Source organism: Taibaiella soli, from assembly GCF_003236175.1.
Classification (GTDB): Bacteria; Bacteroidota; Bacteroidia; order Chitinophagales; family Chitinophagaceae; genus QKTW01.
Genome location: NZ_QKTW01000018.1, coordinates 1 through 13,786, shown reverse-complemented (window position 1 = coordinate 13,786; position 13,786 = coordinate 1). Strand labels below are relative to the sequence as shown.

The window sequence follows — 13,786 nt, the reverse complement described above, 5'->3', positions numbered from 1 at the left end:
GTAAAAAATGTCACCCTGACGCAGGAAGGGGCCCGCGAGATACGCATTTCTGAGGTAAAGAAAGGCCAGTGCACGATGCTTCGACTGCGCTCAGCATGACAAGGCCTACTCTAACACCTTCAAAGAAGGAGGATTCCAGCGCGTCCTTCGACACAGGAAAAACTAAAACACAAACACTGTCAACTGTCCATTGTCAACTGTCAACCGAATAAAGTAAATTTGCGGCGTTGAACCGAATTATAAATAAAGCAGCATGTATTCTTTTCATCATTGCCATGGGCTTGATGAGCTTCGTGTTGCCCGGCAGTTATGGTTCCGGCGTTACGCCTACTACAGATGAATATGTATATGGCGAGGCTGACGTTCATGAACTTTCCGGTTCGTTTCGGCATTTTGTAGTCAATGAAGTCGGCGATTTCTTTGCTGATTTTCTAGGTTTCGGCGATCGTCAAAATGATTCTTCACTTTCCCATTGTGATTACGTTGTACATCATATAGCCAAGTCAGTCCGCGTTCAGGTAGCACAAACGATTCCGGCACCGGAAGAGATTACAGACTATCCGCCCGCGGCACAAAATCCGCCACCACATTTTACTTACGACGAAGGAATACGTTCTGCGTATTATAGTTATCTGCATCGTTTCGCCTTGTTTTAACCACTGATTTTTCCCTCCACATTTATATTTAGTTGACAACATCCGTTGTCTGCTTAAAATGTCTTTGCCTTTTACAGGCTTTACTCTTATTCCTTTACTAGCTGTATTGCTGTGCCGCATTTGTTATAAATCGACTGCGGACGGCCATGCAATGAATTTTCAGTGATGAACAAACACATCTTCTATTTGTGTGCAGTATTGGCTTTTGCAATTGCCGGCTGCCAGATAAAAGCATCAGATAAAAACGAAACAGAAAAACCGCCAGTATATCCGGTTATTAAGCTGAGCCAGTCCGATACATTTTTGCACAGCAATTATGTGGCGGCGATTGAAGCGCGCCAGAACGTAGAGATACGCACCAAAGTTTCAGGTTACCTAGAAAAAATATCCGTAGACGAAGGCCGCGAAGTAAAACAAGGTGATCTACTGTTTCAGATCAATGACAAAGAATTCCGGATGGAACTGGAGAAAGCGCAGGCAGCGTTAACCAGCGCCAAAGCCGAAGCGCGTGCTGCCAGTTTGGAAGTAGCCCGGGTGAAATTGCTCGTAGATAAAAAAATCATTTCTGCAACCGAACAGCAATTAGCAGAGGCAAAAGAGGCAGTTGCCAAAGCACGCATCATTGAAGCGCAATCAGTAGTTTCCAATGCAGCGACGCGACTCTCTTATACGTCCATCCGCGCACCGTTCAGCGGTGTCATAGACCGTATACCGCTAAAGCTGGGCAGTCTTGTGAATGAAGGTGCGCTGCTGACAACCGTATCTGACCTCAGTTTTGTACATGCTTATTTTTCGGTTTCGGAAAACGAATACCTGCATCATATCAAATCAAGAAAACATACGGCAGACAGCACCTGGCTTGGTGATGTGCAACTACAACTGGCAGATGGCAGCATCTATCCTTTCCCCGGAAAGATTGAAACCGGTGAAGGCGAGTTTGACAAAAGTACAGGCGCTATTGCCTTCCGCGCTAAATTTCCGAATCCACAAAAAGTGCTAAAACACGGTGCTACGGGAAAAATCATTATTACCAATGACGTGGCAGACGCATTACTTGTGCCACAAAAGGCGGTGTTTGAAATTCAGGACAAGAATTATGTATTTGTAGTAGATCAGGCCAACATTGTACATCAAAGGAACTTTACACCGAAACAGCGTATCGGCGCCTACTACATTGTGCAGTCAGGTTTAGCGCCGGGCGATATACTGGTCTATGAAGGCATTCAAACAATTAAAGACGGAAACAAAATAGCACCGAAATACTAAAGCTCAACGCTGAAAGCCTAAAGCTTAAAACTGCGCAGCGTTGCCTTGTCATGCTAAGCGCTCGAAGCACTTTTGTCATGCTGAGCGTAGTCGAAGCACGACATGCTTCAATTCGCGAGTTATATCCTCATTACGCGGGATGTCTCCTTGCGTCGACATGACATGTTCGTTACTCGACTCTTATTGACCGTTCACCATTGACCATTGACGATCGTCCTTCGCCTCCGCTCAGGATGACATGTGTTTTACCACAATCCGTGCTTTAACATCTGACGTTTCACGTTTGATTCACCCTGTTTTGAATTTTGACTTTTGAATTTTGACTTCATCCCAATCAGAAATAAAAAATGACATCCACATTTATAAAAAGGCCGGTGTTATCACTGGTCATCTCCATAATCATTACACTGTTGGGTGTGCTGGCTTTATACACATTGCCAGTTACACAGTTTCCCGACATTGTACCGCCGTCTGTAACAGTGACGGCCAAGTATACCGGCGCCAATGCCGAGGTATGTACCAAAGCAGTGGCCACGCCGCTGGAACGTGCTATCAACGGGGTTCCCGCCATGACCTATATGACCTCCGTATCGAGCAATAATGGCATGACGCTCATACAGGTTTTCTTCAAAGTGGGCACCGATCCCGATCAGGCAGCTGTGAACGTGCAAAACCGCGTCACTACTATTCTTGATGAGCTTCCCGAAGAAGTAATTAAGGCCGGTGTCACTACAGAAAAAGAAGTAAACAGCATGCTGCTTTACCTCAATATCGTGAGTACCGACTCTGCTGCCGATGAAGAATTTATTTACAATTTTGCGGACATCAATGTATTGCAAGAGCTGAAACGTATAGATGGCGTGGGTTTTGCAGAAATCATGGGCGCGCGTGAGTATTCTATGCGTGTCTGGCTAAAGCCTGACCGAATGCTCGCTTACAATGTTTCTGCCGATGAAGTGATTGAAGCATTGAAACATCAGAATATAGAAGCAGCGCCCGGCAAAACAGGTGAAAGTTCAGGAAAACATGCGCAGGACGTGCAATATGTGCTTCGTTATACAGGCAAATTCTTCGAACCGGAACAATATGAAAACATAGTCATCAAGGCCGCAGATGACGGTACTATTCTTAAACTCAAAGAGCTCGCCGATATAGAATTCGGTACGCTTAGCTATGGTATGGTTTCCGAAACCGACGGCCGCCCCTCTGCCTCCATCATGATCAAACAAAGACCAGGCTCAAATGCGCGGGAAGTGATTCACAACATCAAAGAGAAAATGAATGAGCTGAAAAGCTCCAGCTTCCCACCGGGCATGGATTACAACTACGCATATGATGTATCACGCTTTCTGGACGCGAGTATTCACGAAGTGTTGCGCACTTTATTGGAAGCATTCATCCTCGTATTTATCGTAGTTTTTATTTTCCTGCAGGATTTCCGTTCTACATTGATACCCGCATTAGCCGTTCCTGTGGCCCTGATCGGAACACTTGCATTTATGCAGGCGATGGGTTTCTCCATCAATCTGCTGACTTTGTTTGCACTTGTGCTGGCCATTGGTATTGTGGTTGATGACGCAATTGTAGTGGTAGAAGCTGTACACGTAAAGATGTCGGAAGAACATTTACCACCGCTGCAAGCGGCTATACAAGCCATGAAGGAAATATCCGGGGCACTTGTGGCAATCACGTTAGTAATGTCTGCGGTGTTTATTCCGGTTGCATTTTTATCTGGCCCTGTGGGTGTTTTTTATCGGCAGTTTTCGCTGACGCTCGCTGTCGCCATTGTTATCTCCGGCATCAATGCATTGACCCTGACGCCGGCACTTTGCGCACTGCTGCTGAAACATTCACCAAAACCAACCAAAGCAACAGGACTACAAAAATTTTATGCGCTGTTCAATAAAAATTACGACAAAACAGAACGTAAATACAAATCGATCGTTGGCCGTATTGCCGGCCGCAAAGGCATTACAGTTGCAATGCTGGCGTTCTTCTGTGTTGCAGCCTGGGGTGTAAACAGCATATTACCGGGTGGTTTTATTCCTACCGAAGACCAGGGTATGATTTATGTGAATGTTACTACACCATCAGGCTCTACGGTAGAACGTACACAGAAAGTACTGGAAGCCGTTTCAGATCTTACAAAGCAGGAATCTTCTGTAGAAAACATCAGTACGCTGGCCGGTTATAGTTTGATGAACGATGTGGCGGGCTCTTCTTACGGCATGGCAATGATCAATCTGAAAAGCTGGGATCATCGGAAAGAAACCATGCAGCAAATCATGGCACGACTGCAAAAGAAAGCACAAACAATTTCAGATGCAACGATTGAATTCTTTCCGCCGCCAACCGTACCGGGATTCGGTAACGCCAGTGGTTTTGAACTTCGTCTTCTAGATAAAAACAGAACGACGGACCTGACGCAGACGGCACAGGTAGCGAACGATTTTATTACCGCGCTGAAAAAAGAAAAAGCAATTGGCAGTGCATTCACCAGTTTCGATCCAAGTTTTCCACAATACCTGATACATGTGGATCAGGATATGGCTGCGAAAAAAGGCGTAACAATTGACAATGCAATGTCTACACTACAAACCTTGCTGGGCAGTTATTACGCCACAAATTTTATTCGCTTCGGACAGTTGTATAAAGTGATGGTGCAAACGGGACCTCAATACCGAACGAAACCAGAAGACATTCTGAATCTGTACACAAAAAACAATCGTGGCGAAATGGTTCCATATGCCACATTCATTCGTTTGGAACGTGTGTACGGACCAGAGCAATTGACGCGCTATAATATGTACACTTCGGCAATGATCAATGGTGACGCTGCACCGGGATACAGCAGTGGTGAAGCGATCAAGGCGATTGAAAAAGTAGCGAAAGAAAAATTACCACGCGGCTACAGTTATGAATGGTCGGGCATGACGCGTGAACAAATTCTTTCCGGCAATCAGGCCGCTGCCATTTTTGCGTTATGTCTGGTATTTGTGTATCTCTTGCTGGCTGCGCAATACGAAAGCTTTATTCTACCGCTATCGGTTATACTATCACTTCCCGCAGGTATTTTCGGAGCACTTCTATTGCTGAAAATTGCCGGTCTGGAAAATAATATCTACGCGCAGGTGGCATTGGTAATGCTTATTGGATTGCTGGGCAAAAACGCGATTCTCATTGTAGAATTTGCCATTCAGCAACAGAAAGAAAAAAAGATCACTGTTTTAGAGGCTGCAAAAGAAGGTGCGGTCGCGCGTTTGCGTCCAATCCTCATGACATCGTTTGCATTCATTGCCGGGTTAATACCATTGTGCATTGCCAGTGGCGCAGGGGCTGCCGGTAATCGTTCCATTGGCGTAGCGGCGGCTGGCGGTATGCTGATCGGTACGATCTTCGGATTAGTCCTTACACCAGGTTTGTATGTGATTTTCGCCTCACTCGCTGAAAAAAGCAAACGCAGAAAAGCCAATCGCCACCAGCAACATCATCATCATTCTTTACCAGAACAAGTCAATTAAAATGAAAAGATCATTCTTGCTATATTTTATAATCAGCGCTTTGCTGCTGGCATCTTGCCACACAGCAAAACGCGTACAGATCCCAGATTCGGTTTCTGTACCCACCGATGTATATCACAACAGTGATTCCGTCAACGCCGCAAACATCGCCTGGCAGCAGTTTTTTAAAGACCAGCATTTACAAACGGTTATTGATTCTGTATTGCGGAACAACCAGGACATGCTGATTGCATTGCAGCGCGTGACGATTGCTAAAGAACAATTACGCATGGCTAAGGCAGCTTTATTGCCATCGATCAATGCGGTGGCAACGGCCGGCGTAGAGCGTTATGGAGATTATACGATGAATGGTGTCGGTAACTATGACACGGAATTTTCTGAGAATATCTCCGACAAGCAACGTATTCCTACACCCACACCGGATTATTATTTAGGGTTGCGGAGTTCCTGGGAAATTGATCTCTGGGGAAAATTAAGAAACCGGAAAAAGGCTGCCATAGCACGTTTTGCGGCAACTCAAAAAGGAAGGCAACTCATTGCAACTGCCCTGATCGCACAAACGGGAACGCTTTATTATGAATTGCTGGCACTCGACAATGAATTGCTTATCGTCAAACGCAATACGCAACTACAGGAAGCAGCACTAGATATCGTGAAGGTGCAAAAAGAAGGTGGACGCGCTACAGAGCTTGCGGTAAAACAGTTTGAAGCGCAGCTGTACTACACCAAAAGTTTTGAATACAGTACACGTCAACAAATCATAGCGCTGGAAAACCAGCTACGATTCCTGATGGGGCAATATCCTGCGCATATCGATCGCAGCAAGGAATTATCTCCTGAAAATCTTCCGGAGCGGCTACACACAGGTGTTCCGTCAGATTTGCTGCTGCATCGTCCTGACATCCAGGAAGCAGAATTATCACTGCAAGCCGCTAAGGCAGATGTAAAAGTAGCACGTGCTGCATTTTTACCTTCACTGACGATTAATCCTTCGGTTGGTTTCAACGCGTTCGATCCTTCGCTGCTTTTTAACCCTGGCTCGTTTGTATGGGGTATTTTCGGCGGACTGACAGCGCCTGTTTTCAATCAAAAACAGATCAGCGCTGCTTACGCTATTTCCATTGCACAAAACAAAGAGGCCTACTACATGTATCAGAAAACGGTACTCAACGCGGTTCGCGAGGTAGTAACGACGATGCAGCAACTGGAACAAACAAAAAAAATGCTACACATGAAAGAGCAACAAACGCAGGCACTACAGGATGCTGTTTCTTCCGCCCGTGATCTATATGTTTCCGGTTACGCTACTTACCTGGAAATTATTACGGCTCAAAAAAGTGCGCTTGAAGCCGAGATTGAAGAAAACCATGCAAGAAAATTATTATTTACACAATCGATAGAACTTTATAGGGCGCTGGGAGGCGGCTCTTTTACAGTTGACAATTGACAGTGAACAATTGACAGTTACCCTCAATAGTAGTACTGCCGACGAAATGTGCGACGCAACGGATGTTTAACCGTAGCTACCGTGCCGACAATAAAAAAAATTAAAAAAACTGCTGACATTGAAATGATTTTGTATCTGTGCCAACAAACAATGGACATTGTCAACTGTCAATTGTCCATTGTCAACTGATTAATTACTTTTGCAAAAAATCTGCATTGATATGCGTATAGGTCGCATTTTTCTTTTTCTACTTCCTTTGACCGCCGTTATTTTTTCTTCTTGCCGGGAAAGCCGCATTAAGGATCATGACGAATGGAGCAAATATTTTACGGATAATGGCATTCAGAAAAGTTGTTTTATCCTGCGGGACAACAACCATGAATCGATCCATTATTACAACAAAGACCGTTGCCTGGAGCGATTTTCACCGGCATCAACATTTAAGATCTTCAACTCACTGGTAGCCCTGGAAACAGGTATTGCACCAGACGAGCAGATGGTGATTAAATGGGACAGCGTAGTGCGTTCGAAGCCTGAATGGAACAAGGATATGAATATGCGTGAAGCATTTAAGCTGAGCAATGTAGGCTACTTTCAGGAGCTGGCACGTCGTATTGGTCCAAACCTGATGCAGCACTATATTGACACTGCGAAATATGGCAATATGCGTATCGGCGGCGCTATCGATCAGTTCTGGCTGAATGATACACTAAAAATCTCCGCAGACGAACAACTCGGCTTTGTAAAACGCCTCTACTTCAATGAATTACCTTTTTCCGAACGTTCTCAGCGTATCGTGCGCAGTATGATGCTGCGTGAAGATACTGCCGGTTATAAACTGTATTATAAAACAGGCTGGAGCGATCTTCCAGGCCGTCAGTTGCTTTGGATAGTTGGCTTCGCAGAAAGAGAGGTTTCAGTAAAAGAACCGAAAGAATCTATGAACAAAGGCAATATGCGTGCTTATCCTTATTTCTTCGCAGAGAATTTCGAAATTCCGAACGGCGATACCACAAAGGATTGGGCAAAAATCCGCCTCGATATTGTTCACAATATTCTCAGAGACTACGGAGCGATCAACTAGCCTCGGGCAGTGGCAAGTACTAAGTAGTAAGTACTAGGTACCAAGTATACAGCTGTTATGACTTAAACCTTCACAATAGTCAAATTGATAGAAAAGGTTGTCCCGAACGGGACAACCTTTTCTTGTATTATTGAAAATGAATAATAGCCAGCCGACACTGACCGTCCGACCGTTATTCGCACGAGCAAGCTTTCAGCCTTTAATAAACCACTAACTTCTCGGTACGCGTTTGCTGGTTTGAAATTACCTGCACCAGATACATCCCTTTCACAGCAATGCTCGCAGCCGGAATGTCGATGACGGTTACATTTCCATTTAATGCCTGCTGTGTTCGATACACAACCTTTCCGGCAATGTCTGCAACCTGAATTTCTGCCCGACCACTGCCACCTTTTACATACAAATTTGCATTGCCCTTCGTAGGATTTGGCGCCACTGTCACGCCCGCTGTTTCCAGCATCGCAGAATTTACACCTGTCGGCATGTTATTGATATGCAGACGGTCCATGTAAAAATTATTTCCGGAACCTAAACCATTTGCGCCAGCGCCGGGTTTATAACGAAACCTGAAAAACGTTTTATTGGATTTTGCCCCGGCAGGAATATTGATGCTTTGCAGCGTCCAGTCAGCAGGCCACGCCGGACTGTAATTTACTTCCGATATGCCTTGAACATGCAATGCCCCCTTGCTTAGAATAGTAAGTAGCTTCCAACTGTTAGCACAATCTGTAGAATACCAGATTTCCAGTGAATCTCTCATATCTGCAGGCACTGTTGTCCGGGAAGTACTGGAGCTCATAAAATTCAAATTGCAGTTGGCTGCATATTGTGAACCCGAAAGATCAAAAGCTGGTGTAAACATATCATCGTAATCACCGGCAGGCGTTCCCAGTAATTCTGATGTGGCCAAAGTATATGCGTTATTGGCACGAGGATCAAAATTATTATAGCAGATGGCCGTTGTATCATACATGCCGTGTTTCGATACCGACCATTTAAAATTATTGTTGTAGTAATTAAACATGGGCCAGTTTCCGATATCAGCCGGATTAAATTCCTGCAGATAACCATCAGGATTGATTGCTGTAAGATCAGCCACATACACGGCTTTCCGTTCTATCGTATTACTACCTGAACCATTGTTTCCGGTTGCCGTTAGCGTTACGTCCACCCAGCCCGGTTCTGAAAATGTATTGGTTACCGTTTTGGAAGATGCGGTGGCATTGGCAGCGCCGTTGGAGAATGTCCAACTCAGGCCGGCAATGGTATCGTTCCAACTTCTGTCAATAAAGGTGAAAGTATAGCTGTTGACACAACCGAAAACTTTGTCGGCAGGCACTTTATCTCCAATACTGCCACTGATACGACCCAGTGAAAAATCCGCCACAGGAGGCAGATCTGTCCAGGATTCCAACGCGCCCGTCGCTACAAGATTTCCGTCAGCGAAAAGATGATTACGATTGGCAACTGTACTGATCAGCGCCGCACGCATTTTTTGTGTCTGCCCATAGGTAAACATTTTAGAGCAGTAGGTATAGTCCATTACGTTCTGCGAATTCGTTGTATCGGGATAATCAATAAATGAGGTGCTGTCATATTGATTAAAAGACAAACCAGGATATATCTCACCATACAATGTGATCATCTGATCGTAGGAATATTTTTTGAAATACCCTTGTGTACAAACAGTATCATACAAATTTGCCGGAGTACATCCGCTTTGGCCTGCCGGTGGCGGATTATGGCCTTTTGTAGGTGGCGTATCGTCTACACCATCATCGCCGCAGGCAATATCCGGATTGTTTGTATTTCCCCATGGGTGATCCAGGCTCAGGTAGTGACCAAGCTCATGGCTAAGTGTGTTGTCGCGGTTGGTATAATCATACAGACAGTTGATTCCATCTATATACGGATTTGCCGCCGCGCCCGGAATCGGGACTGTATAAGCCGCAGCACGATCGTGATTGGCACTCATCCTGGCTACGATCCAGATATTCGCGTAGGAGTCTGGTGCCCATTGGTCAAACTTAGAGTTTTCATCACCGTTTGATGCCAGATAAGACCTGCGCCTGGTAATACCATGAGTCGGATTACCATTCGGATCTTTTGTCGGCAGATGAAACTGAATATTTGCTTTACCAATATAGTCTTTCGTTGTACCCGGAATAACACCTGCAAATGTTGGAATCACACCAGCCATCTGCGCAAGATTTGTTTTGGAATAAACTTCATTAATACCCTGAACAGTGGCGTAAATCAACGTATCGTTGACATATTCGGCGCCATAATCATGAATGATGTGAAACACGATCGGCACATCGTAAACGATGTCTTCATTTTCATTGGTCGTCCTGGCAAATTTCTGAAGATTCAATTGCTTCATGTTTTGCAACAATTCCCGCTGCAATTGCTTTTCGTAAACCGCGACTTCAGGATGTTCCGCTCTGTACTTCCTGTAAAATTCATCCGTGCCGCAAACCTGCTGTGCACGAACTAGTCCGCCGGAGAGGCATGTGAGTGCTGAGACAAATAAGATAGATTTTCTAGTCATTAGGTGATATTTAAAATATAGAGATACTTCAAAAGTAGACTGTACCACTACACAGACATTCAAACCAATCCTATATGACAATTAAATTATCCTACTGTGACATTCTCTGCAAAGGCAATACCACAAAGAGTTTCCAACGACCAAATACATCAGATGTTTTATTTCATGACAATCATTTTACCACAGCATGACGTTTAAAGCAGCAATAAAAAGCCGCTCCAATACAGTGGAACGGCTTGTTTTTTTATCTAACTCCATTCAAAAAAAGAGCATGCTTTCAGTCTCAGGCGTTCAGCTTTAATATACCATCAACTTCTCTGTATGCGTTTGCTGGTTATAAATTATCTGTACCAGATACATACCTTTCACAGCAAGGCTTGCAGCAGGAATCTCTATAGTAGCCAAATTTCCATTTAAGACCTGTTGTGTACAATACACAAGCTTTCCCGTAATATCCGTTACACGAATCTGTGCCTGCCCACTACCTCCTTTTACATACAAATTGGTGCTGCCCACAGTTGGATTAGGAGCAAGCGTTAAGCCTGTTGTTTCAAGCGTTACAGCGTTTACGCCGGTAGGCACATTATTGATTTGAAAACGATCCATATAAAAATTATTTCCTGTCCCAAAGCCATGACTATTGACACCTGGCTTGTACCGAAAGCGGAAAAATGTTTTACTGGTTTTTGCGTTCTGCGGTATATCGATGCTTTGAAAAGTCCAGTCTGCGGGCGATGCGGGATGATAGCTTGTTGCGACCATTCCTTGTCTGTGCAGCAAATCCTGGGTGAATATCTTCAACACTTTCCAGCTCTGCGCGCAGTCTATCGAATACCAGATTTCCAACGAATCTTTCATATCACTAAAAACGGTAGCACGCGTAGCTGAAGCGCTCATAAAATTCAGGTTACAATTGTAGGTGTACTGTGGACCCGAGAGATCGAAAGCAGGCGTAAACAGATCGTCATAATCGCCACCGGGTGTACCCAGCAATTCAGACGTGCCCAACAAATACACATTGTCGATACGCGGGTCAAAATTATTATAGCAAATAGCTGTCGTATCGTAAACGCCGTACTTCGACGCAGACCATTTGAAATCATTGTTGTAATAATTAAACATGGGCCAGTTACTGATATCGCCAGGCCGGAATTCCTGAAAATAACCATCCGGATTGATAGCCGCGGTATCTGCGACAAATACAGCTTTCCGGGTTATAGTACTGCTGCCCGTTCCGTTGCCGGTTGCAGTGAGTGTTACATCCACCCAACCTGGTTGTGAGAATTTATTGGTTACAGTTGGTGTAGTGGCAACTGGACTGGTTGCGCCGTTGGAAAACGTCCATTGACGATCAATAATGGTATCGTTCCAGCTACGGTCAGTAAAAGTAAACGTGCAATCATTCATACAACCGAAAACTCTGTCCGCCGGAACATGATCCGCAAAGCTCTGCGTGACCCTGCTCAACGAGAAATCGGCCACTGGCTGAAGATCTGGCCAGGGAGCCAACGCTCCGGTTACCGTAAGATTCGAACTACTGATCAGATTGCTCCTATTGGCCATTGTGCCGTTGAGTACAGCGCGCATCACCTGTGTTTGTCCATAGGTAAACATTTTAGAACAGGGGTAGGCTAACATTATATTTTGAGCATTCGACGTATCTGGATAGTCGATTAACGAAGTGCTGTCCACAGGATTGAAAGACAAGCCTGGATATATCTCACCATACAATGTCATCATTTCATTGTACGTGTATTGTTTCAAATAACCGTGTGCACATGAGGTATCAAATACACAACCATTTACAACCGCACCTGTAGCTCCAACCGGCGGTGTGTCGTCTACCCCGTCGTCCCCACACCAGCCACCACTTGTGAACGGATGTTGCAAACCCAGAAAATGTCCAAAATGATGACTGAGATTATTGTTGACATTAATATACCCGTAGGACTGTATAATTCCATCGATATACGGATTTCCGTTGGCGGCCGGAATGCCATATGTATAGCCTCCTTCCGAACTAATCTGAGCCATAGACCCCACGATCCAGATATTAGCATAAGATGCCGGTGTCCATTGGTCAAATTTGCAGTTGTCGTCTCCTCTGTAAGCCAGATAAGACCGGCGGTGCGTAATGCCATGTGTGGGATTACCCTGCGGATCTATTGTAGCAAGATGAAAATGAATATTGGCCTTACCGACGTAATCTTTGGTAGTGCCAGGTATTACACCCGCATAATTTGGAAAGATGTCCGCCAGTTCCGAAAAATTTGTTTTGGCAAAAACACTATTGACCCGTTCCAGCACATTGTACACTACGGTATCGCTGATGTATTCGTTTCCATAATCGTGAATAATGTGAAACACAACAGGTACATCGTAAACCGTAGTTTCGTTTTGATTGGTCGTGCGGGCAAACTTATTGAGATTTATTTTTTTCATGCTTTGCAGCAATTCCTGCTGCAATTGCTGTTCATAAACGGCCACTTCGGGATGTTGCGCTTTATAGTTCTGGTTATACGCATCGGTACCACAGTTTTGTGCATAGATACGTCCACCTGCCATGCAAAATATTGCGGTCATTAATAAGATAGAGTTCTTTATCATTTTTGGTGACATTAAAATGAGCGATAACCAAATTTAAAAAGTATCACTGCACTATCATAGCACCTCACATGGTATGACAATAAAAATTATCATACTGTGACATTCCAGAACCAGATGCTATATGAAATCAATGGCGATTGAATTATTTTGTTTAGGCAAAAACAACACACCTGACCTTATGCGCAAATTCATCCTTCTCTTTTTCACATCGGCCATTTACATATCCGCTCAGGCACAAGACAGCTGGACAATTGACGCTGGTTTATCCGGTCCGTGGGCTGTTTCGACCGGAAAATTTTCGGAAGCTGTCGAGACTCAAAAACATCCGCTGCCAATCATTACCGGCCGTTTTCAATGGAAAATCGGAACCCGCTTTCGACTTGGAACAGGAGCCGGAATATCCATGACTAAATTCTCCACAAGCTTTGTGCTGAGCCATGACGATGCGTCTATAAATTATCAGAATGCCTGCCTGAATCTGATGCCAATGATTGGTATCGCTTTAGGAAAACACAGAACAACTGAGCTTAATTTCATACCAACTTTTGGCATTCCCTTTATTGTAAAAGAAGACGTGCAATCAAGAGTTTATACTGGTACAGGCTCAGAGTATACACATACCGATGGGAATATGACGTCCCCCCAAAAAATCGG

8 protein-coding genes are annotated in these 13,786 nt (G+C 44.6%); 6 read left to right on the top strand and 2 right to left on the bottom strand.

Translation table 11 applies throughout. From position 1 onward, the window contains the following. Positions 1-227 precede the first annotated feature (227 nt). The 5 genes from DN068_RS13025 (at position 228) to DN068_RS13005 (ending at position 7,974) form a co-directional block, all read left to right on the top strand. A complete protein-coding gene (locus DN068_RS13025; protein WP_123985341.1) occupies positions 228-656 on the top strand; it encodes a hypothetical protein in 429 nt (142 codons plus the stop codon). Between the two features lie 165 nt (positions 657-821). Continuing rightward, positions 822-1,922, top strand: a complete 1,101-nt coding sequence (locus tag DN068_RS13020) for an efflux RND transporter periplasmic adaptor subunit (protein ID WP_110999371.1) — start codon at positions 822-824, stop codon at positions 1,920-1,922. Positions 1,923-2,269: 347 nt separating this feature from the next. Beyond that, entirely contained in the window at positions 2,270-5,443 is a 3,174-nt protein-coding gene (locus DN068_RS13015; RefSeq protein ID WP_110999370.1) for an efflux RND transporter permease subunit, read from the top strand. Position 5,444: 1 nt separating this feature from the next. Next, positions 5,445-6,890, top strand: a complete 1,446-nt coding sequence (locus tag DN068_RS13010) for a TolC family protein (protein ID WP_110999369.1) — start codon at positions 5,445-5,447, stop codon at positions 6,888-6,890. Between the two features lie 220 nt (positions 6,891-7,110). Next, positions 7,111-7,974 (top strand): penicillin-binding transpeptidase domain-containing protein, encoded by an 864-nt coding sequence (locus DN068_RS13005; protein ID WP_110999368.1) that lies wholly within the window; start codon positions 7,111-7,113, stop codon positions 7,972-7,974. A gap of 199 nt (positions 7,975-8,173) precedes the next feature. On the opposite strand, the gene DN068_RS13000 is transcribed toward DN068_RS13005, so the two are convergent. Continuing rightward, on the bottom strand, positions 8,174-10,525 hold the full coding sequence (locus DN068_RS13000; RefSeq protein WP_110999367.1) for a T9SS type A sorting domain-containing protein: 2,352 nt from the start codon (positions 10,523-10,525) through the stop codon (positions 8,174-8,176). 297 nt (positions 10,526-10,822) lie between these two features. Further along, positions 10,823-13,108, bottom strand: a complete 2,286-nt coding sequence (locus DN068_RS12995) for a T9SS type A sorting domain-containing protein (protein WP_165836392.1) — start codon at positions 13,106-13,108, stop codon at positions 10,823-10,825. Between the two features lie 145 nt (positions 13,109-13,253). Between DN068_RS12995 and DN068_RS12990 the strand changes: the two genes are divergently transcribed. Further along, on the top strand, positions 13,254-13,786 hold a 533-nt coding region (locus DN068_RS12990; RefSeq protein WP_207798933.1), incomplete at its 3' end, for a hypothetical protein.